At 66.3% G+C, this 21,776-nt stretch carries 14 protein-coding genes; 9 read left to right on the forward strand and 5 right to left on the reverse strand.

All coding sequences use genetic code 11. The annotated features are described in order from the left end of the window. The first annotated feature begins 70 nt into the window (after positions 1-70). Complete coding sequence (locus MRBLST15_RS18030) at positions 71-856, forward strand: dienelactone hydrolase family protein (RefSeq protein WP_265952654.1); 786 nt, start codon at positions 71-73, stop codon at positions 854-856. A gap of 168 nt (positions 857-1,024) precedes the next feature. Here MRBLST15_RS18030 and MRBLST15_RS18035 read toward each other — a convergent pair whose 3' ends face one another. Continuing rightward, positions 1,025-2,023 (reverse strand): polyprenyl synthetase family protein, encoded by a 999-nt coding sequence (locus MRBLST15_RS18035; RefSeq protein ID WP_099819306.1) that lies wholly within the window; start codon positions 2,021-2,023, stop codon positions 1,025-1,027. Positions 2,024-2,238: 215 nt separating this feature from the next. Between MRBLST15_RS18035 and MRBLST15_RS18040 the strand changes: the two genes are divergently transcribed. Next, the gene (locus MRBLST15_RS18040) at positions 2,239-3,852 is read left to right on the forward strand and encodes an alpha-glucosidase family protein (protein ID WP_367787175.1); all 1,614 of its coding nucleotides are present in this window, start codon (positions 2,239-2,241) and stop codon (positions 3,850-3,852) included. A 311-nt stretch (positions 3,853-4,163) separates the two neighbouring features. On the opposite strand, the gene MRBLST15_RS18045 is transcribed toward MRBLST15_RS18040, so the two are convergent. Together MRBLST15_RS18045 and MRBLST15_RS18050 are read right to left on the reverse strand one after the other, a co-directional pair. Further along, positions 4,164-6,923: a TonB-dependent receptor gene (locus MRBLST15_RS18045; protein WP_367787177.1), complete on the reverse strand. Its 2,760-nt coding sequence runs from the start codon at positions 6,921-6,923 to the stop codon at positions 4,164-4,166. 277 nt (positions 6,924-7,200) lie between these two features. Next, positions 7,201-9,258, reverse strand: coding sequence for a glycoside hydrolase family 97 protein (locus MRBLST15_RS18050; protein WP_367787179.1), 2,058 nt, complete (start codon positions 9,256-9,258; stop codon positions 7,201-7,203). Positions 9,259-9,494: 236 nt separating this feature from the next. On the opposite strand from MRBLST15_RS18050, the gene MRBLST15_RS18055 reads away from it, so the two are divergent. The 6 genes from MRBLST15_RS18055 (at position 9,495) to MRBLST15_RS18080 (ending at position 16,247) form a co-directional block, all read left to right on the forward strand. Then, on the forward strand, positions 9,495-11,687 hold the full coding sequence (locus tag MRBLST15_RS18055) for a Six-hairpin glycosidase-like protein (protein ID WP_367787181.1): 2,193 nt from the start codon (positions 9,495-9,497) through the stop codon (positions 11,685-11,687). Beyond that, a complete protein-coding gene (locus MRBLST15_RS18060; RefSeq protein ID WP_367787183.1) occupies positions 11,684-13,171 on the forward strand; it encodes an MFS transporter in 1,488 nt (495 codons plus the stop codon). Before MRBLST15_RS18055 ends, MRBLST15_RS18060 begins: the two co-directional genes overlap by 4 nt. Then, entirely contained in the window at positions 13,171-14,910 is a 1,740-nt protein-coding gene (locus MRBLST15_RS18065; protein ID WP_265953765.1) for an alpha-amylase family glycosyl hydrolase, read from the forward strand. The genes MRBLST15_RS18060 and MRBLST15_RS18065 overlap by 1 nt, the downstream gene beginning before the upstream one ends. Before the next feature lie 104 nt (positions 14,911-15,014). Then, positions 15,015-15,401 (forward strand): SseB family protein, encoded by a 387-nt coding sequence (locus MRBLST15_RS18070; protein ID WP_312704503.1) that lies wholly within the window; start codon positions 15,015-15,017, stop codon positions 15,399-15,401. A gap of 79 nt (positions 15,402-15,480) precedes the next feature. Further along, positions 15,481-15,945, forward strand: a complete 465-nt coding sequence (locus tag MRBLST15_RS18075; protein ID WP_367787186.1) for a GNAT family N-acetyltransferase — start codon at positions 15,481-15,483, stop codon at positions 15,943-15,945. Further along, positions 15,942-16,247: a hypothetical protein gene (locus MRBLST15_RS18080; RefSeq protein WP_312704501.1), complete on the forward strand. Its 306-nt coding sequence runs from the start codon at positions 15,942-15,944 to the stop codon at positions 16,245-16,247. Before MRBLST15_RS18075 ends, MRBLST15_RS18080 begins: the two co-directional genes overlap by 4 nt. 123 nt (positions 16,248-16,370) lie before the next feature. Here the strand turns inward: MRBLST15_RS18080 and MRBLST15_RS18085 are convergent, their stop codons facing one another. Together MRBLST15_RS18085 and MRBLST15_RS18090 are read right to left on the reverse strand one after the other, a co-directional pair. After that, positions 16,371-19,955 carry an ABC transporter permease/M1 family aminopeptidase gene (locus tag MRBLST15_RS18085; protein WP_367787188.1) on the reverse strand — a complete coding sequence of 1,195 codons (3,585 nt, stop codon included), beginning with the start codon at positions 19,953-19,955 and terminating at the stop codon, positions 16,371-16,373. 12 nt (positions 19,956-19,967) lie between these two features. Then, positions 19,968-20,867 carry an ABC transporter ATP-binding protein gene (locus MRBLST15_RS18090; protein WP_265953777.1) on the reverse strand — a complete coding sequence of 300 codons (900 nt, stop codon included), beginning with the start codon at positions 20,865-20,867 and terminating at the stop codon, positions 19,968-19,970. Positions 20,868-21,023: 156 nt separating this feature from the next. Between MRBLST15_RS18090 and MRBLST15_RS18095 the strand changes: the two genes are divergently transcribed. Then, entirely contained in the window at positions 21,024-21,725 is a 702-nt protein-coding gene (locus MRBLST15_RS18095; protein ID WP_265953778.1) for a hypothetical protein, read from the forward strand. The last annotated feature ends 51 nt before the right edge of the window (positions 21,726-21,776 follow it).

Raw genomic sequence — 21,776 nt, forward strand, 5'->3', positions numbered from 1 at the left:
ATGCAGAATGCGATGCGGGAGGGGCAGTTACGGCTTAATCCCCTCCGTCCCCTTTTTCTGGAGCAGGCGCATGAACCGTTGGCGTTGCGGCGTGGCGATGGTACTGGGGCTGGCGGCGATGCCAGCGTGGGCGGCGATGAAGACGCAGCCGGTGGAGTGGAAGCACCAGGGCACGACCTTCAGTGGCGTGCTGGTCTATGACGATGGCGACAACGACAAGCGCCCGGGCCTGGTGATGGTGCCGAACTGGAAGGGCGTGAACGAGTCGGCCATCGAGAAGGCCAAGCAGCTGGCTGGCGATGACTACGTGGTGCTGGTGGCCGATGTGTACGGCAAGGGCGTGCGACCGAAGACCGATGCCGAGGCCGGTCCGGTGGCGACCAAGCTGCGCAACGACCGCCCCCTGCTGCGGGCGCGGGCACTGGAGGCGGTCAACGTGCTGAAGGCGCAGGCGGGCAAGGCACCGCTGGACGCCAGCCGGATCGGCGCGGTGGGCTTCTGCTTCGGTGGCACCACGGTGCTGGAACTGGCCCGTGCCGGTGCGCCGCTGGCGGGTGTGGTCAGCCTGCATGGCGGGCTCGGGTCGCCCTTGCCGGCGCAGGCCGGCGGCAGCCATCCCTCGGTGCTGGTGTTGAATGGCGCCGACGACAAGAGCGTGACCGCCGAGGATATCGGCAGCTTCCAGAAGGAAATGGACGCGGCCAAGGTGGACTGGGAGTTCACCAACTACAGCGGTGCGGTGCACTGCTTTGCCGAACGCGATGCCAACAGCCCGCCGGGCTGCCAGTACAACGAGCGTGCGGCGAAGCGTGCCTGGAAGGCGCTGGATGAGTTCTTCGAGGAGCGCTTCATGTAGTGCCGACCAACGGTCGGCACCCACCGTTGTTTCCGTGCCGACCAACGGTCGGCACCCACCGATGTTTCCGTGCCGACCAACGGTCGGCGCCCACCGATGTTTCCGTGCCGACCAACGGTCGGCGCCCACCTGCCCTGGTAGGTGCCAACCGTTGGTCGGCACTACCGGTCAATGCGAACGCTGTACCGCGTAGCGGGCCAGGCCGCGCAGGGCGGCAACGGCGTCGTTGTCGGCCAGGCCGTCGAGCGCGCGTTCGGCGGCTTCGGCATATTCCTCGGCGCGGCGACGGCTGTAGTCCAGGCCACCGGTGGCGTGGATCGCGGCCAGCACTTCCGGCATCGCCGAGGCGTCACCGTTCTGCACGATCTCGCGCAGGCGCTGGCGGGTGGCTTCATCCGAATGGGCCATGGCGTGGATCAACGGCAGCGTGGCCTTGCCCTCGGCCAGGTCGTCGCCGAGGTTCTTGCCCAGCTCGTCGGCGTTGGCCGAGTAATCCAGCACGTCATCGGCGATCTGGAAGGCGTAGCCCAGGTGCATGCCGTAGTCGTACAGGGCCTGCTGGGTGGCTTCATCGACGCCGCTGGCCAGTGCGCCCAAGCGGGTGCCGGCGGCGAACAGCACCGCGGTCTTGCGCTCGATCACACGCAGGTAGGCCGCTTCGTCGGTGTCCGGGTTGTGCACGTGCAGCAGCTGCAGCACTTCGCCTTCGGCGATGCGGTTGGTGGTGTCGGCCAGGATCTGCATCACCGACATCCGGTCCAGCTCGACCATCAACTGGAAGCTGCGCGAGTACAGGAAGTCGCCCACCAGCACGCTGGGCGCGTTGCCCCACAGCGCATTGGCGGTGCTGCGGCCGCGGCGCAGGCTGGATTCGTCCACCACGTCGTCGTGCAGCAGGGTGGAGGTGTGGATGAACTCGATGATCGCGGCCAGCTGGTGGTGCTCGGGGCCGGCGCCGCCGACGGCATGGCCGGCCAGCATCACCAGCATCGGCCGCAGGCGTTTGCCGCCCGCGGAAATGATGTGGTCGGCGATCTGGTTGATCAGCACCACATCCGAGGACAGCCGGCGGCGGATCAGGGCATCGACGGCAGCCATGTCGGCTGCGGCAAGCGACTGGATCTGGGACAGGCCCAGGGCGGGACGGGTGTCTTCGGTGATGGTCATGCGATCAGGCTTTCAGGCTCATTCCTGATTATAGGCGTTGCCTGTGAATTGGGGAGGAAACCGGGTGCCAGGCCGTCAGCGGGTGCCGCCGAGCACGGCGCCTGGCGTGAATACGTATGCAGGCAGCGCCATCGTCGTGGGCCGCCGCTAAGCTTGCGGGAGTTGGTTTTCGGCCCGCTTGCAGCGGGTCCCGCATGCCCGGAGGGGGGCTGTCGATGTCGCACTATCCATGGTGGCGCGGAGCCGTCATCTACCAGATCTACCCGCGCAGTTTCCTCGACGCCAACGGCGACGGGGTAGGCGACCTGCCCGGCATCATCCAGCGTCTGGACCACATCGCCGCGCTGGGCGTGGATGCGATCTGGATCTCGCCGTTCTTCCGTTCGCCGATGGCCGACTTCGGCTATGACATCGCCGACTACCGCGATGTCGATCCGCTGTTCGGCAGCCTGGCCGACTTCGACCGGATGCTGGCCAAGGCGCATGGTCTTGGCCTGAAGGTGATGATCGACCAGGTGCTCAGCCATACCTCGATCGAGCATGCCTGGTTCCGCGAGAGCCGGCAGGACCGCAGCAATCCGAAGGCGGACTGGTATGTGTGGGTGGATCCGCGCGAGGACGGCACCCCGCCCAACAACTGGCTGTCGCTGTTCGGCGGTGGCGCCTGGCAGTGGGAACCGCGCCGCGAGCAGTACTACCTGCACAACTTCCTGGTGGACCAGCCGGACCTGAATTTCCACCATCCGGAGGTGCAGCAGGCGACCCTGGACAACGTGCGCTTCTGGCTGGACCGGGGCGTGGATGGCTTCCGCCTGGATGCGATCAACTTCTGCTTCCATGACGCGCAGCTGCGCGACAACCCGCCCAAGCCGGCCGACAAGCGCGTCGGCCGCGGCTTCAGCGCGGACAACCCGTACGCCTACCAGTACCACTATTACAACAACACCCAGCCCGAGAACCTGCCGTTCCTCGAGCAGCTGCGTGCCCTGCTGGACGAGTACCCGGGGGCGGTGAGCCTGGGCGAGATCTCTTCGGAGGACTCGCTGGCGACCACCGCCGAATACACCCAGGATGGCCGCCTGCACATGGGCTACAGCTTCGAGCTGCTGGTCAACGACTACAGCGCGGCCTACATCCGCGACACGGTGTCGCGCCTGGAAGCGGCGATGACCCAGGGCTGGCCGTGCTGGGCGGTGTCCAATCACGACGTGGAGCGGGCGGTCAGCCGCTGGGGTGGCCATCCGGCCGACCCGCGCCTGGCGCGGATGCTGGTGGCGCTGTTGTGCTCACTGCGCGGCTCGGTCTGCCTGTACCAGGGCGAGGAGCTGGGCCTGGCCGAGGCCGAGGTGCCGTTCGAGGCGCTGCAGGACCCGTATGGCATCACCTTCTGGCCGAACTTCAAGGGGCGTGACGGCTGCCGTACGCCGCTGCCGTGGATCGACGCGCCGTTGGCCGGCTTCACCACCGGCAAGCCGTGGCTGCCGATCCCGGCCGAGCACCAGGCGGCGGCCGTGGCGGTGCAGGCGCAGGATCCGCAGTCGGTGCTGTCGGCCTTCCGTGGTTTCCTGGCCTGGCGCCGTACCCAGCCGGCCCTGCTGCACGGTGACATCCGGTTCCTGGACAGTGCCGAGCCAGTGCTGCTGTTCGAGCGTATGCTTGCAGATGAAACTCTCCTGCTGGCCTTCAACCTGTCGGCCGAGGCGGTGACCCATCCGCTGCCGGCGGGCACCTGGCAGCAGGTGACCGTACCGGGCCCGGATGCGGGGACGGTACAGGGCAATGAACTCCAGCTGCCGCCGCGCGCGGTGTATTGCGCACGACGCAGCTGACCGATTTCTCCGGTGGCGGTACTTGCGGGGACGGGGCCGAAGCGCCCCGTCCCTTTTTTGTGGGCGCGGTTGCGGTGCAGGGCATCCACGCATGGCGTGGATCTACCTGGGGTGTGCCGAAAGGATCCCCGTCATGCATGGATGCGATGCGGTGGTAGATCCACGCCATGCGTGGATGGGGCCGTACCGATCACGCTTCACTGGCCAGCGCGTTGTGCGCACAAAGGAAAACCCGCTGCCTGTGCAGCGGGTTTCCGGTTCTGCCGATTGATGTCGTTGCCAGGCATGGCCTGGCACTACTGATCCTGATCCTAGAACTTGTAGTTCACGCCCAGCATGTAGGTGCGACCCCACTCGATGTACTCCAATGGGCGATCCTTGGTGCCAGCGTAGGTGCGGTACGGCTCGTTGGTCAGGTTGCTTCCCTGCAGCAGCAGGGTCAGCCCGCGCAGGCTGCTGCTGTCGCTGAAGGTGTAGCTGATCTGCGCATCGGTCACGTTCTCGCCCACTACGTAACGCAGGGTGCGGTTGCCATTGAAGTTGCCGATCTCGCCGATGAAGTCCGAACGACGGCGCTGGCTGACGCGTGCTTCAAAGCCACTACGCTCGTAATAGGCAGTGAAGTTGTACACGCGCTTGGACAGGCCGGGCAGGCTGATCGGATCGGTGCCGACGCTGGATGCGCTTTCCGGATCGAGGATCTGGATGTCGCTCTTGTTGAAGGTCGCGCTGGCCTGCACGCCGAAGCCACGCAGGCTGTCGGTCAGCATCTCCAGCGGGAACGACGCGGTCAGCTCCAGGCCCTTCAGCGTACCGCCCTTGCCGTTGACCGGGGTCGAGAACGTGCCGGTCGGCAGCACCGGCACCACCATGCCCGGCGGCGGCAAATAGTTGCCCAGCAGCCCGGTGAAGTCGTAGTTGTCCACCGACTGGGTGTAGACGTAGCTCTTCAGGTCCTTGTAGAAGATCGCGGCGGCCACGTAGGCCTTTTCGCCGAAGTACTTCTCATAGGACAGGTCGAGCGCGGTGGCGCGCCACGGATCCAGCAGCGGATTGCCGCCACTGCCACCGGGGCGGCCGGTGCCGGTATCCACGCCGAACTCCAGGCCGGCCCGCATCTGGTCCACGCGTGGGCGTGCCACCTGCTTGGCTGCGGCAAAACGCAGGGTCTGTTCGTGGGGGAACATGAAGGCCAGGTTCAAGCTCGGCAGCCAGTCGTTGTACTTGCGGCCATCGGAGTAGGGCTGGATGTTGTTGCCGGCCGCCTGCGAGCTGTCCCAGTAACGCGAGTCCGAGCTCTGGTCGGTGTGCTGCATCTGCACGCCGATGTTGCCGCGCACGCCGACCACGCCGATGTCGGTGTTGATGTTCAGGCGTGCCCAGGCGGTGGTGATCTTTTCCTGCACCGTCCACGACTTGGGAATCAGGTAGTCGAGGTTGTCGACCGGATTGAAGGTCATGTAGCGACCGACTGCGCCCGGCACGTTCCAGGCCGGGATGGTGCCCAGGCCGGCGAAGCCGAGGTTGACAGGGCGGTACTGCAGGTCCGACGCGATGTTGGCATCGCCCTGCGCGCCCAGCAGGATGTTGCCTTCAGACTGCGTCTTCACCTTGCGGCGGTCGGCATAGTTCACGCCGATGTCGAGGTCCGGTGCCCAGGACGCCATTGCTTCGGGCAGGGCGATGGTCGCGGCCAGCTTGCCGCCCTTCAGGCGGTCTTCCACCTTCGGCACCTTGCCGTAACCCGAACCGTAGATGGTGTTGGTCAGGAACAGCGCGTCCGGATTGGAGTAGTTCAGGCCCGGGCTGATCTGCGAGAAGCCATCCTGGCGGAACTGCACACCGACCGTATCCAGCTGCGGCATCGGGGTCAGCTGCAGGTTGTTTTCCAGGTTCAGCTCGTCACGGGTGGCCTTGGAATAGTTCAGGTCGGCGACCAGCTTGACGCTGCCGAAGGTGAACTCGTTGTTCCAGCCGAACGCATCGATCTTGTCCTTGCGCTTGTTGTACATGCCGCGCACCAGCGGGTACACGCCACTGGCGGTGCCACCGGTGAAGGTGCCATTGGCATTGACCTGCGGATTGCTGACCAGCAGGCCCGGGGTGTAGTTGCCGTTGTAGTTGCTGAGGTTGAGCTCGAACTGGTTGGCGGTGTCGATCTGCTCCGCTTCGGTATGGAACGCATCGAAGGTGCTGGTCCAGCTGTTGTTCGGCCGGAACTGGATCGTGGCCATCACACCGTCGCGCTTGTTGTTGCCGGTGCGGCGCAACGCCTTGATGCCATCGGTGAAGTAGGTGCCAGCGGCAACGCCCGGGCGGTTGCCGTTGGTGGTGTGCTCGGTGGTCCACGGTTCGTACAGGCCCACCTGGTTTTCCTGGATCGGCATGTCGCTGTGCGCGTAGCCGATGGCGATGCCGAGGGTCTTGTCCAGGAACTGATCGATGTAGCTGGCGCTGAAGCGGTTGCCGTACGGGTCGGTGTCGGCGGCGCGGCCCAGCGAACTCTTCTGGTAGCGGCCGCTGATCGCGATGACGCGGTCGGGGAAGCTGAGCGGACGTGCGGTCTGCATGTCGATGGTGCCCGACAGGCCCTGGCCGACCAGTGCCGCATCCGGGGTCTTGTACACGGTCACGCCGTTGACCAGCTCGGACGGGTACTGGTCGAACTCGACGCCGCGGTTGTCGCCGGTGCTGACCACTTCACGCCCATTGAGCAGGGTGGTGGCGAAATCCGGCGACAGGCCGCGCACGCTGATCACCTGCGCACGACCGGCCACACGCTGCGCGGCAAGGCCGGGCAGGCGCGAGATCGATTCGGCGATGCTGACGTCGGGCAGCTTGCCGATGTCCTCGGCGGAGATGGCTTCGACCACCGAGGTGGCGTCCTGCTTGGTCGCGATGGCGCTCTCGATGCCGCGACGGATGCCGGTGACCTGCACGGTATCCAGGTTGGTGGCGGCGGTGCCGGTCGGCGGGGTGGTGGTGGTCTGCGTGGACTGTGCTGCTGCCAGCGACGGCGTCAGCACGACGGCCAACGCGATGCTCAGCGCACTGCGCTTGTGGTTCAACATTTTCCCCTCCCAGGCAATGTTGTAGTGCGATTCGTGGTCGTCCCGATGCTGTCGAGGACGTGCGACGCGGTGGCCGCTGTCGTCGCCGCTATGGTAGGCAGCGCGTTCTTCGTGGGAATCACCCTGCATACGTATTCAATGGCGTTTGCAGGGTTGTAATCGCTTTCAGGTGCATTGTTCCGTAGAGCCGAGCCCACGCTCGGCTGCGTTCCGGTGCTGCGCACCGCCGCCCGAGCATGGGCTCGGGCGCTACAGGGGCGCGCAGGCCGGCAAGCGTTCAGTCGACCGGTGTGAAGCGGATGGCTTGGCCGCCACCCGGCGCCAGCACCAGGGTGAGTGAATCGGTGCTGCTGACCTCGCGGGTTTCGCGCTTGAAGGCGAAGGGATTGCTGCGGAAATCCGCGCCGTCGCCATCGCGGTACATCTCGGCGCGGTAACGCACGCCCGGCTCCAGGAAGCCCAGTGACACCGGCAGCACGCGGCCGTTCTCATCGGGGATGCTGCCGAGGAACCAGTCGCGGCTGTTGCGGTCGCGGCGCACGATCGTCACGTAGTCGCCGATCTCGCCATCGAGCACGCGGCTCTGCTCCCAGTCCACCGCCACGTCCTCGATGAAGCGGAACGCTTCGCGGTGCTGCAGGTAGTGCTCGGGCAGGTCGGCGGCCATCTGGATCGGGCTGTACAGCACCACGTACAGGGCCAGCTGGCGGGCCAGCGTGCTGGGAATGGCCTGGCCGTGGCGGCCCTTCAGGCTGAGGATGCCTGGCGTGTAATCCATCGGCCCGGCCAGCATGCGGGTGAACACCAGGTTGACCTCATGCTCGGGCGGGTTCGGCGGCTGGCCCCAGGCGTTGTACTCCATGCCGCGCGCGCCTTCGCGCGAGATCCAGTTCGGGTAGGTGCGGCGCAGGCCGGTGTCCTTGATCGGCTCGTGCGGATTCACCGACAGGTGCCGGCGCGCGGCTTCCTGCACCACCTTCAGGTGATGACGGGCCATGAACTGCCCGTCGTGCCACTCGCGCCACAGGGGGCCGCCGGCCGGATTGCGGCGATCGACCTGGCCGTCGTCGCAGACGTAGCCGGTCTTGAACTGGTCCACGCCCAGCCGCGCATACAGGTCCAGCGCAGCATCCAGCTGGTCTTCGTAATGTTCGATCGCGCAGCCGGTTTCATGGTGGCCGATCAGGTGCACGCCCTTCTTCAATCCGTACGCCGACAGTGCTTCGATGTCGAAATCCGGCGTGGCGCGGGTGAAGTCGAAGTCGTAACCGTTGCCGACCCAGTTGCCGTCCCAGCCCGGATTCCAGCCTTCCACCAGCACGCCACGGAATCCGTGCGCGGCGGCGAAGTCGATCACCTTTTTCGTCTTGGCGGTTGTGGCGGCATGCTTCGGGCCGGTCGCCCAGCTCTCTTCATCCAGGTGCATCGACCACCACACGCCCAGGTACTTGGCCGGTTTCACCCAGCTCACATCGCCCAGCGCATTGGGCTCGTTGAGGTTGAGGATCAGATCGGACTCGACCAGCCCGCCGGCGCGGTCGGCAATCTGCAGGGTGCGCCATGGTGTGGCGAAGGGCAGGGCGCGGCGTACCTTCCAGCCTTCGGCCGAAGGCGAAAGCTGCGCGCGCAGGCGCTGACCGTCGGTGCGGCGCAGCCACATGCCCGCGTAATCGACCAGGGCCGCTTCATGGATGGCCACGTGCAGGCCGTCGTGGCTGCGCAGGGTCATCGGTGTGTGTACCAGCGGCACTTCGCGCAGTGGCGTGCGCTGGTACAGGTATTCGTAGTGGATCGGCTCGCCCGCGGGGATCCACCATGCGGTGGACTCCGGCGCGATGGCGAACTCGGTCAGTTCGTCATCGATGATCGCTTCGCGCAGGTTCGGTTGCTCGGGGAACACGTAGCGGAAGCCCAGGCCATCGTCGTAGACGCGGAACACCAGGTCCAGCCGGCGTTTGCTGCCGGTGGTTTCAGCCAGGTGCACGGTCAGTTCGTTGAAGTGGTTGCGGGTGAGGCGGCGCTCGCCCCAGGGCTGTTCCCAGCGGTCGTCGACACTGCGGCTTTCCTGCGCCAGCAGGCTGAAGTCGCGGTCGAGACGACCATCGCGCAGTTCGAAACCCAGTTTCGAATCGGCCACCACGGTCTGGCCGAGGCGCTCGACGCGGTAGCGCGCGGTGCCACCGTCCAGCACCAGGCTGACCTTCAATACCTTGTCCGGTGATTCGACGCTGGCGATCTGCGGTGCCGCCGCCTGTGCAAGCGTGGCCAATCCCAGCAGAGCCAGGCCGAAGGCGTGCGCGATCACTGCGCGCACGTTTGCGGGTGACGTCGGCATTTCCCCTCCCAAGGTGCCGTTGACAGACCCGGACCATAAGCCAGCGCGGCTGGCGTGCCGGTGCCGCACGCCATGAATACGTATGCAGCTGGACGCAGCCGACAGCCCCGCGTCTACCATGGGGCCAGGGCACCTTGAGGGAGGTGCCGCGCCCGCACGCCGGCAACGGCAGTGCGGACCCACAACGGTGCAGAGAGGGAGGGAGGTCGACGGGCGCAAGCCGGTCTGCCGCTTCGATGCTGAAGATCATTTGCCTGACCGCTGCCCTGGGGGCAGCGCTGGGGACGACCGCGCACGCGGCCGACCTGACATTCGACGGCCGCCAGGCGCGCGCCGAAGCCGCTGCCAAGGGCAGCTACATCCTGCATGCCCCCACGGGCGAGGTACGTATCGCCGCTGCGCCCATGCGCAGCCAGACCGGCAGCGTGATGTTCGACGCGCTGTTCGCATTGGCCCAGCAGGAAATGGACCAGGACCGGGTGGATGCCATCCGTGATCCGGCCTTCGATGAAGGCCGTCCGGTACCCTGCGAGTGCTTCCAGACTGGCGCGCGCTGGCCGTACGTGTGGACGCGTGATGTCAGCTTCGCTGCCGACCTGGCGCTGGCCAAGCTGGACCCGAAGCGCACCCGTCAGTCGCTGCAGTTCAAGTTGTCGGCGGCGCGCGACGGGCATACGCCTGGCCTGTTCGTGGCCCAGGACACCGGCTCCGGCGGCAGCTGGCCGATCAGCAGCGACCGCGTGGTGTGGTTCCTGGCCGCACGCCACCTGCTGGATGATCCGGCGTTTGCCGAGCAGGTATGGCAGGCGCTGCAGGGCACGCTGGCGCAGGATCGAGCGATGGTGTTCGACGCGCAGATCGGCCTGTATCGCGGCGAGACCTCGTTCCTCGACTGGCGCGAGCAGACTTATCCCGACTGGACACGAGAGGACGTGCGCTTCATCGGCGACTCCTATGCACTGTCCACCAACGTGCTGCATTACCGGGCGCTGCGCCTGGCGCAGCAGATGGCCGCGCAGCTGGGCGACGAACGCAGCGAACAGTACAAGGCCTGGGCCGACGCACTGGCGGTGCAGATCGACGCACGGTTCTGGCGTGAAGACATGGGCCAGTACATGAGTTACATCGGCGAAGCGGCGCACCCGGTGCCGTACGCCAAGATCGATCTGCTTGGCCTGTCGCTGGGCATCCTTGCCGACGTGCTGCCTGCCGAGCGCGCGCGGCGGGCACTGGCGGGCTATCCGATAGGCGCTGCCGGCAGCCCGGTAGTGTGGCCGCAGGAAGCGCAGCAGCCGATCTACCACAACCGCGCGATCTGGCCGTTCGTCAGCGCCTACTCGCTGCGCGCGGCGCGCAAGATGGACGACGCGCCACGCATCGCCGCGGAGATCCGCTCGTTGATGCAAGGGGCGGCGTTGGCCGGTTCCAACATGGAGAACTACGAGCTGGTCACCCAGGCCGTGCACGTGGACGAAGGTGCCTTGAGCGGCCCGGTGGTCAATTCCGAGCGCCAGTTGTGGTCGGTGGCCGGCTATCTGTCGATGGTGACCGAGGGTGTGTTCGGCGTGCAGGACGACGGTCGCGTGCAGCCCAAGCTGCCGGCCGAACTGGTGCCGGAGCTGTTCGGAAAGCAGAAGCGGATCAGTCTGGAGTCGGGCGGCAAGCGCTATGTGCTGGAGCGCCCGAAGCAAGTGGGCGCTGGCTTGCTGGTCGCGGGAAAGACGCGCACGCGCGGTGCCACGACGACCGTGCAGCTGGTCGCCGCGCCAGCTGCAGCCAGCCGTGATGCGCTGCGCGCGGATGCCAATGCGCGTGCGCCGGCCACGCCGCTGGCGCCGCAGGCAAAGCGCAGCGGCAAGGGCTGGACCGTCGCGGTCGCCGCCGGCCAGGTGCTGTGGCAGGACGGTGTCGCGGCCACTGCCGCAAAGGGCATGGTGCGCATCGGTGATGATGGCCTACAGCACTGCCTGAGCCTGACCCGTCGCGAAGGTTCGCTGGAATCGCTGCACAGTCCGATGGTCTGCGTCGGCCCGCAGCAGGTGCTGCGTGGCAGCCGGCAGTGGCAGTTCAACGCCGCCAAGGCGGGCCACGTGCGCCTGCGTCTGCAGTACAGCAACCCGAACGGTCCCATCAACACCGGTGTGACCGCGGCGGTGAAACAGCTGGCCGTGCAGTGCAAGGGCCAGCCGCCGCAGCGGCACACGGTGACTCTGCCGCACAGCGTGGCGGCTCAGGATTCGACCGCTGCAACCTTCGCGGTGCCCAAGGGCCGCTGCACGGTCACCTTGGAAGAGGGCTTCAACATGAGCGCGCTGCAGCACTTCGCGCACTACACCGGCGGCAAGGGCGGGCGCGACGGCGTGCTCAACCAGGCCCAGGTACAGGCGCTGAAGGTCGCACCGGTGGCGGCAGCAGAGGACGCACGATGAGCCGTCCTGCAAAGCCGCAGTTGTCGTTCTGGCAGATCTGGAACATGTGTTTCGGCTTCCTTGGCATCCAGTTTGGTTTCGCCCTGCAGAATGCCAACGCCAGCCGCATCTTCGAAACGCTGGGTGCGGACATGGAGGCGGTGCCAGGACTGTGGATCGCCGCGCCGCTGACCGGCCTGCTGGTGCAGCCGGTGATCGGCTACCTGTCCGACCGCACCTGGACGCGCTGGGGACGGCGCCGCCCGTTCTTCATGATCGGCGCGGTGCTGACCACGCTGGCCCTGCTGGTGATGCCGAACTCGCCGACGCTGTGGATCGCGGCCGGCACGCTGTGGGTGCTGGACGCCTCGATCAACGTATCGATGGAGCCGTTCCGCGCCTTCGTCGGCGATCAGCTGGCCCCGCGTCAGCGGCCGGCCGGCTATGCGATGCAGAGCTTCTTCATCGGCGTCGGCGCGATCGTTGCCAGCTTCCTGCCCTTCATCCTGGCCCACTTCGGCGTTGCCAACACGGCAGCGGCGGGCGAGGTGCCCGATACCGTGCGCTATGCGTTCTACTTCGGCGCGGTGGTGCTGCTGGCAGCGATTACCTGGACGGTGGTCAGCACACGTGAGTATTCGCCCGACGAGCTGGCCAGCTTCGATGACGCCGAACCTCCGGCGCACCACGCCGGCACTGCGGTCACTGGCCCAGCGCCGTGGATGCAGGTTGCGCTGTGGCTCGGTCTCGGCGTGCTGCTGGCGGCGCTGATCGCGTGGCGCCAGGGCGACAAGATGCTGTACGTGCTGGCCGGCCTGTGCGCGGGCTATGGCGCACTGCTCGCGGCGGCGCGGGTACTGCCGGGCACGCACATGCTGGCCGCCATCGTCGGTGACCTGCGCGCGATGCCGATCACCATGCGCCGTCTGGCCTGGGTGCAGTTCTTCTCGTGGTTCGCCCTGTTCGCGATGTGGATCTTCACCACGCGTGCGGTGGCCGGCATGCACTTCGGTTCCACCGACGTCGAATCGGCGGCCTACAACGAAGGCGCCAACTGGGTGGGCGTGCTGTTTGGTGCCTACAACGGCTTCGCCGCACTGGCCGCGCTGCTGATCCCGCCGATGGTGCGGGCGATCGGCCTGCGCTGGAGCCACCTGGTCAACCTGTGGCTGGGCGGGGCAGGGCTGATCTCGATGATGTTCATCGACGATCCGCAGTGGCTGCTGCTGTCGATGGTCGGCGTGGGTTTTGCCTGGGCCTCGATCCTGTCGTTGCCCTATGCGCTGCTGTCGGACAGCGTGCCGGCGGCGAAGATGGGCGTGTACATGGGCATCTTCAATTTCTTCATCGTGATCCCGCAGCTGGTCGCGGCCAGCGCACTCGGTTTCGCCCTGCGCGCATGGCTGGGGGGCCAGCCGATGCATGTACTGGTGCTGGGTGGCTGCAGTCTGTTGACCGCCGGCCTGTGCGTGTTGCGGGTCCCGTCCCGTCCGGAGGTGGTGTGATGCGTGGTGCTCTGTCTGTTGCTGTATCCCTTGTGTTGTTCGCTGGCCATGCTGCGGCTGCGCCACGCCCGGCCTATGTCGGCACCACCGAGCCGTTCGCCAGCGACGCGGTGTACTTCGTGGTCACCGACCGCTTCGTCAACGGTGATCCGTCCAACGACCATCGCGACCAGGGCGGCAAGCACCGTACGTTCGATATCCCGGTGCCATGCCCGGACAAGGTGGACGGCAACATCGGCTACCTCGGTGGTGATTTCCGCGGGGTGCTCGACAACGCCGATTACATCCGCAACCTCGGTTTCGGCGCGGTGTGGATCACGCCCATCGTCGACAATCCGGATGAAGCCTTCACCGGCAGCAAGCCGATCAGCTGCACGAGCACCCTGACCGACCGTGGCAAGACCGGCTACCACGGCTACTGGGGCATCAACTTCTACAAACTCGATGAACACCTGCCGAGCAGGGACCTGGACTTTGCCGGGTTGACCAAGGGCCTGCACGGCGCAGGCCTGAAGGTGGTGCTGGACATCGTCGGCAACCACGGGTCGCCCGCATGGACCATGCCGAAGCGGCAGCCGCAGTTCGGCCAGATCTTCGACAAGGACGGCACGCTGATCGCCGACCACCAGAACCTGCCGCCGCAGAAGCTGGACCCGAAGCACAATCCGCTGCACGCGTTCTACAACAACATCGGCCCGGTCGACAGCAAGGACGGCTCGATCTTCGACGGCAACCTGGCCGAGCTGAGCGACTTCAACCAGGACAACCCGGCAGTGATGGACTACCTGGTGGGGGCCTACCTGCAGTGGACCGCGCAGGGCGTGGACGCGCTGCGCATCGACACCATCGGCTGGCTGCCGCATCCGTGGTGGCACGCGTTCGTCAACCGCATCCGCGCGCAGCACCCGGGCATGTTCATGTTCGGCGAGGCGTTCGACTACAACGCCGCCAGCATCGCCGAACATACCTGGCCGGCCAATGCCAATGTCAGCGTGCTCGACTTCCCGCTGCGCGGTGCGCTGGAGCAGACCTTCGGCACTGCCGGCAAGGGGTTTGAAACCCTGGCTGAGCCGCTGCACCTGACCGGTGGCCCGTACGCCAACCCGTACGAGCTGATGAGCTTCTACGACAACCATGACATGCCGCGCCTGCAGGCCAGCGACAACGGCTTCATCGACGCGCACAACTGGCTGTTCACCGCACGTGGCATTCCGGTGGTCTATTACGGCTCGGAAACCGGCTTCATGCGCGGCCGCGCGGAGCATGCCGGCAACCGCGCCTACTTCGGCCAGCCACGGGTGGATGCTGCCCCGCAGAGCCCGATCTTCGCGCCGCTGCAACGCATCGCCAAGCTGCGTGAAGCGACGCCGGCGCTGCAGCGTGGCCTGCAGGTGAACGAACGACTGCAGGGCGACGAAGCGGTGTTTTTCCGCGTGCTGCAGCACGCCGACGTCGCGCAGACTGCGCTGGTGCTGTTGAACAAGGGTGATACTGTGCGCAGCATCGAGGTGGACCGGTACCTGCAGGCGGGCACCTGGCGTGATGCGCTGGGCGGCGCCGAGCTGAAAGTGAAGCGCGCGCTGAAGGTGGAGGTGCCGGCGCACGGCGTGAAGGTGTACGTGCTGGATGCACCGGTGCAGCAGCCGGCCCTGCAGGCTGAACTGGACAAGGCGGTGGCCGATCAGCGGGCACGGGACCAGCGTCTGGGGCGCTGGGAGACCCGGGCCGGGCGGCTGTAGAGCCGAACCTGCGCTCGGCTGCGCTTCCCCGGACTGCAGATGGTGGCAGCCGAGCGTGGGCTCGGCTCTACAATGGGCACCCCTGACGCCGCGCCCGCACCGCCATGACCGACCTTGCCCCGCAGACCCCGATCGAAACCCTGCTCAAGGCCGCGATGGATGGAACAGTGCCGATCCGCGCGTTCATGGAGGCCTTCGTCGCCTCCGAGGTGGTGCTGCTGACCGGCAGCCTGGTCACCCCCGATGGCAGCGGCTTCGACCCGCTGCTGTTCGACAAGCAGGGCACCCTGCACGTGGCCGTGTTCACCGATCCGGCGCGGGTGGGCATCTACAGCCAGCAGGCCGAACACCAGGTCCGCTGGCTGATGCTGGATGTGCTGCGTCGTGTGCCGGGCGGTTACGGCGTGGTGATCAACCCGGGCACCACGCTGGGCTTCGAGATCTCGCCCAGCGGTGTCGGCGAGATCCTGAAGGATTTCGCGCAGGCGTAGATCCGGTCCCATGCTCGGCTCCTTCCCTTCGGGCGCCGTACGTGATCCCCTTGGTCAACAACGGAACTGAGGCTTCGCCATGGAATTCAGGGTGCTACCCGCTGACGCGCCGGAAAGGCTGCAGCTGGCACAGTGGTACAACGCGCAATGGGGCCGGGACGCCGGCGTGTCGCTGGAGCAGGAACTGCAGCGGCTCAACCAGCCGCAGGACGCGGAAGGCTTCCCGCACCTGATCACTGCATTCGATGGCGGCCAGGTGGCAGGCGCGGTGCAGCTCAAGCGCCGGGAGATGCAGGCATTCCCGCAGTACGAGCATTGGCTGGGCAGTGTGTTCGTGGCCGACAGTCATCGTGGCCGCGGGTTGGCCAGCGGATTGGTCGAACAGGCTGCGGCGCAGGCGGTGCGGATGGGCGTCTCGCACCTTTATCTGCAGACCGAAGCCCTGGATGGTGGCCTTTACGCGCGGTTGGGTTGGACGCCCGTGCAAGAGGCCGACAGCCACGGATATCGCGTGCTGGTGATGGTACGGGAGCTGGGCGCATGACTACCGCTTCGGTACGCCATTCCCGCCTGGCCCTGGTCTTCCTGATCGGTGCCATCGTCGCAGCACTCATCGCCATGCCCCTGCTGCGCGCGGTCGGCATCGTGCAGTGGCCGGTGTTCGTCATCGCCTGGCTGATCAACCTGGGGGCGGCCTGGCATCTGGGGCAGTGGGCGCGGCAGCAGGGCCGTTCGGAGTTCGCCTTCATGTTGCTGGCGGCACTCGGCACCGTGGCGTCGATCGTGATCTACGTGCTGCTGGCGGTGCTGGGGCCGAAGGCCGGTTCGCAGAGCACCGCAGCGTAGCCGAGGGCGTCAACCAGCCAGTACGGCATCCACGCATGGCGTGGATGCGTTCCAGTAGATCCACGCCATGCGTGGATGCTTCCGCAAACGATGCCGGCCCACGGGCGGGCACCGTCGCTCACATCACATCGTCACCTTGCGCCGGTTGTCCTCGCTTACCCGGTCGATCAGCTTGTTGTACGGATCGAAGCCCGCCTCATCCGGCCTGGCATCCACCGTCACCGTGATCTTCGGCTCGCCCGTGGTGATGTGGTGGCGCTGCAGGTACAGCACCTTCTGGTCATGTTCCTTGCCTGACGGACCATTGGCGAACACACCGATCTCCACCCAGTCATCCATCGTGCCGGCGGTCTCCTTGCCCTTGCCATCGGCGTACTGCTTGCTGGCATGCAGGTCCAGGGTCACGTCGTAGCGTCCGTCGGCACGCTTGCGCGCGCTGGCGGCCAACAACCGGTTGTCGTAGAAGCTCATCTTCTCGAACAGATCGGTGACCAGCTGCTGGCGGTCGGCGGGCGTTTCGGCGCGGATGTAGGACAGCAGCTCCCGTGACGTAGTGTACGGCGGCTGCTGGTAGCCCTTGTCCTGCAGGAAACGCTTCAGGGCGCGGTTCAGCGCCTTCTCGCCGATTTCCTCGCGCAGGCGGTAGAACACCAGCGAGCCCTTCTGGTAGTGGATGTACTGCTGGTTCTCCACACGCTCCAGCGGCAGCTCTTCGATGGCCTCACCGCCGCGCCCGGACAGGTAGCCATCCAGCTCGCGCTTGAGGAACTGGCGCATGTGCTGGCGACCGTACTCCTGCTCCATCACCATCAGTGCCGAATACTGCGACAGCGACTCGGACAACACGGTTGCACCCTGCACGTTGGCGCCGATCACCTGGTGTGCCCACCACTGGTGCGCGACTTCGTGGGCGGTCACGTAGAACACATAGTCCACCTTGTCCGGGTCGCGCAGGTCGGCGATGAAGCCGATCGACTCCGAATAGGGAATGGTGTTGGCGAAGGACTGGGCGAAACGCTGGTAGCCCGGGAACTCGATGATGCGTACCTGGCGATGCTGGTACGGGGTGAAGTTGGCTTCGTAGTAGGCCAGCGACTTCTGTACCGCGTCGATCATGCGGTCCACGTTGTAGCCATGGGCGGGATCGAAATACACCTCGATCGGGATGTCCTTGTAGCTGGCACGGCGAACTTCCCAGCGTGCCGACAGGTAGGCGTAGAAGTTCAGCATCGGCCGGTCCATCGCATAGCTGAAGCAGCGTCGGCCGTTCACCGTGGTCTCGTGCTGCAGGTAGCCCGGCGCCAGCGCCACCTGGTCCGGTGCCGTGCAGATGGTGCTGCGGAAGTCGAGCCAGTCGGCATCGTTGGCGACGTAGGTGTTCGCGCGTGCGGCTTCATCTTCCAGCTTGGGCATGCGCCGTGGCTCGCCGAGGTCACGCTTGCGACGCTCGTTGCGGTCGCTGATCTCAATGCGTTCGTCGTAGCCGAAGGACGGCAGTACGCGGCTGTTGAAGAAGCTGCCGTTGTCGACGATGTTGCTCGGCGCCTGATCTGCGGTGATGCCATGGGGCTGCTGCACCACACGGAAATGGACGCGGCGCTCTTCGCCCGGCTGCAACGGTGCAGCCAGGCGATAGATGCGGTAGCCGAGGTCGGCGTCGTGCATCGACAGCGTCTGTCCACCCAGGTCGACGGCCACCAGCTGTTTATCGTCGGCCATGGCCACGTGCACCTCCTGGATGGGCGCGGCATGGGTGTTGCGGATCGTCCAGTTGGCGTCGATCACCATCGACTGGGTCTCGGGATGCAGGTCCACCCGGTTGTCCACGGCGATGATGCGCGGCTGCGGCAGGTTGCGGTACTTCGACAGTTCGCGTTCGTAACGGGCCTGCAGGTCCAGCTGCTGGTCCGGCGAAAGGAAGTCGTTGCGGATGTTGGTGCTCCAGTACAGCCAGCCGCCTACCGCGATGAACGCGACGGCGGCCAGCGCTGCCATCGCGCCGGTCGGGCCACGCAGGCGTCGCCCGGCCAGGGCAAGCCGCTGGCGCAGGCCTTGGCTGACGCCGCGTACCCAGAACGCCGACGCCAGGCACATCAATGCCAGCAGGAACAGCGCCCAGTAGCCCTGGAAGGCCAACTGCCCGGTCAGGAAGTGGCCGTAGCCGTTCATGTCCGAATAGGGGGCGATCGGCCAACTGCCGAAGTTGTAGATGTTCTGGGTGTAGTCGAGCATGCCCAGCACGCCTTGGCCGATCATCACCACGATCAGCAGCGCGTAGCCGAAGAACTTGTTGTTGGTCAGCACCTGCAGCACCAGCGCCAGGCCGCCCATCAGCACGTACACCACCGAATCCAGCGCAAGGCTGCGCAGGTACAGCAGCGGTTCGAGATGGGTGTAGCCCTTGGCCAGCTGCACGGCCATGGCAGCCAGTGCGCCGGCCGCCTGGAAGCAGGCGATCACCGCCAGCAGTGCGACGAACTTGGCCAGCAACGGCACCCAGTTGGGTACTGGCATCGCATCGTTCACCTCGTTGATGCGTGCGCCACGCTCCTTCCACACCAGCTCACCAGCGAAGAACAGCACGATGATGATCAGCAGCCAGCTGAAGGCGCCCTGCAGGGCCATGATCATCTGCGAGGTGACCGGCCAGATGGAGGTGCCGTACAGCGTCTGCCGGAACAGCGCGGACGGCAGGAAATTGGCCAGGCCCAGCACCAGCAGCACGATGAAGGGCACGCTGCGCAGCACGCCGCGTGTATCGAAGCGCACCTGGCGCAGGAACTGCCGCCACGCGGTGCCTGTACTGAACACCGGCGTCACCCGCGGTAGCGTGGTCGTTGCCGGTCGCAGTGGCGCGGGATCGGCTGCTGCCACCGCCTTGCCACGCCCCCAGCGCCGGCGGCCGCTGCCGCTGCGCTCGGTACGGAACAGGGCAAAGGTGGCGGCGAACAGCGCGGCGGCCACGGCCAGCCACAGCACCCGGTTGGCCAGCAGGTAGCCGGCCAGTTCCGGAATGCCGCTGTTGCGCTCTTCGGTGGACCAGTAGCGGATGGTGCGCGACAGCGCACGCATGCCCAATGGCTCGGTCAGCACCGCGATCCAGGTATTGTCGATGTCGCGCAGCAGGGCGGCGCTGACGCCGTACAGCACGAAGTAACCGACCACGCCGATGTACACCCACAGGATCGAACGGGTGGTCACCGCCAGCAGCGACAGCAGTGCCGTGGTGAACAGCAGGTTGGGAATGACCACAACAGCGAAGGTCCAGGCATAGCCCGCCCAGTGGGTGGGCCCCAGGCGCTCGGCATCGACCCAGGGCATGAACTGCGCCACCAGTATGCCAACGGCGATCAGCACGTATACCAGCAGGCCCGACACCAGCGCCGCGCCGATGCGCCCGGCCAGATAGTGGCGGCGTTTGATCGGGCTGGCGAAGATCAGTTCGGCCGTGCCCAGTTCGAAGTCACGCAGCAGCGCATTGCTGACAAACAGGGTGGACACCAACATGCCGAGCAGGGTGAAGATGCCCAGCATCGAGGCGACGACGGTGGGTGCATTGCTGTGCACGTTGCCGCTGCCGCCCCCGATCTGCACCGCATCGCTGGACGCGGCGCCGAAGGCGAGCAGAGCGAACAGACCGGCAAACAGCCACAGCAGCGGGGAACGCAGCTGCTCGCGCAGCTCGAACCGGAAGAAGTCGAGGGTCATGGCGTACTCCGCTCAGGCTGCACGGGTACGCGCCTGCAGGCGCAGGCGCTGGAAGTACACATCCTCGAGATCGGGTGCGACCGGCGCGAAGCCATCGCCCGGGTCGCTGGCGCTGTGCACGTGGATCACCGGACGGCCACCCACCAGGCGCGAGGACAGCACCGTGTAGCGCGCTTCATGGTCAGCCAGTTCGGACGGGTCTACCTGCTTGCGCCAGACCTGCTGCTGCAGCGCCTCGATCGCATCGGTGGGGCGCCCGGTCAGCAGTACCTGGCCCTTGTTCATGATCGCCATGGTCGGGCACAGGTCGGTCACGTCCTCGACGATGTGGGTGGACAGGATCACCGCCACGTTCTCGCCGATGGCCGCCAGCAGGTTGAGGAAGCGGTTGCGTTCTTCCGGATCAAGCCCGGCGGTGGGTTCGTCGACGATCACCAGGCGGGGGTCGCCCAGCAGCGCCTGGGCGATGCCGAAGCGCTGGCGCATGCCGCCGGAATAGGTGCCCAGCTTTCGCTTGCGTGCATCCCACAGGTTCACCTGCTGCAGCAGGGCGTCAACCACTTCGCGGCGCTGGCCACGCTGGGTCAGGCCCTTCAGCACGGCAAAGTGTTCCAGCAGGTCCAGCGCGCTGACTTTCGGGTACACCCCGAAATCCTGCGGCAGGTAGCCCAGACGACGGCGCACGGCGTCCTTGTCGCGCAGCACGTCGATGGGTGCTTCTCCGGGAATGCTCAGGGTGGCACTGCCGCTGTCGGCCTCCTGCAGCGTGGCCAGCGTGCGCATCAGCGAGGATTTCCCCGCGCCGTTGGGCCCGAGCAGGCCGAACATGCCGCGCGGAATATCCAGGGTGACCCCGTTCAACGCGTGCACGCCGTTGGCGTACGTCTTGGACAGCGAATCGATCTTCAGCATGCGACGTACACCTTTCCGTGTGTTGATCTGCTGTTTATCGCGCTGAACGGGGGGCGCGTCATGCCCCTTTGGTCATGGTGCCGTCAGGCGGGGGCGTCAGCGCAGCGCAGGGGGCTGGATATACTCGTTCAGCCCCGACGCGGAAAAGGACATCCGGTGCGCATCGCATTCTGGTTCAACTGGTTGCTGCTGATCTCGCTCAGTATCGGGTTGGCACTGTCGCTGGCCCATTTCCGTACTGCCACGCACTACGTATCGGCACCGCTTCTGCTGCAGCCGGGCACGCAGCTGACGCTGGAAACCGAGCGCCTGTTGCCGGGCAGGCCGCAGTTGTCGTTGACGTTCCGACGGCCCCCGCCCGACTACGACCAGCCGGACCCGGTGCTTGGCAACTGGCAGAACAGTCAGCACGACGGTTTCCTGCGCTTCCGCACACCCGGCGAGCCGATCAGGCTGAAGGTCGAGCATGACGGTCGGCACGCGCTCTATCGGGCGATGCCGGTCAGTTCGCATGGCACGGGCGAGGTGACTCGCGAATTCACGCCGGACGAACCCGGCGCGTCGCCCACTGATTTCCGATGGCCGCCACCGGCCCCGCCACTTGCGCTGGGTGCTGGCACCGTGCGCCTGAAGATCACCGTGGTGGAGGCTGGGCCTGGCCTGCGCGGAGAAACCGCGACACTGGGCCTGGCGCCGGGCCTGCAGATGAAAATGGCCGACGCCGACTATGGTTGGCTGCCGCTGCTGTTCTTCGCCAAGCAGGGGCTGCAGCTGCTGCTGGCGCTGTACGCGGTGCTGATGCTGGCGTGGAGCTGGCACCGGGGACGCGCTTGGTGGCGGGCCGGGGCGGAGTCGTGAAATCTTCCTGAATGCGTTGGCATCGGTGCGCTGGATCACACAATGCGTCGA

The organism is Stenotrophomonas sp. LST15-1-1.1 (genome assembly GCF_040815575.1).
GTDB lineage: Bacteria > Pseudomonadota > Gammaproteobacteria > Xanthomonadales > Xanthomonadaceae > Stenotrophomonas > Stenotrophomonas lactitubi_B.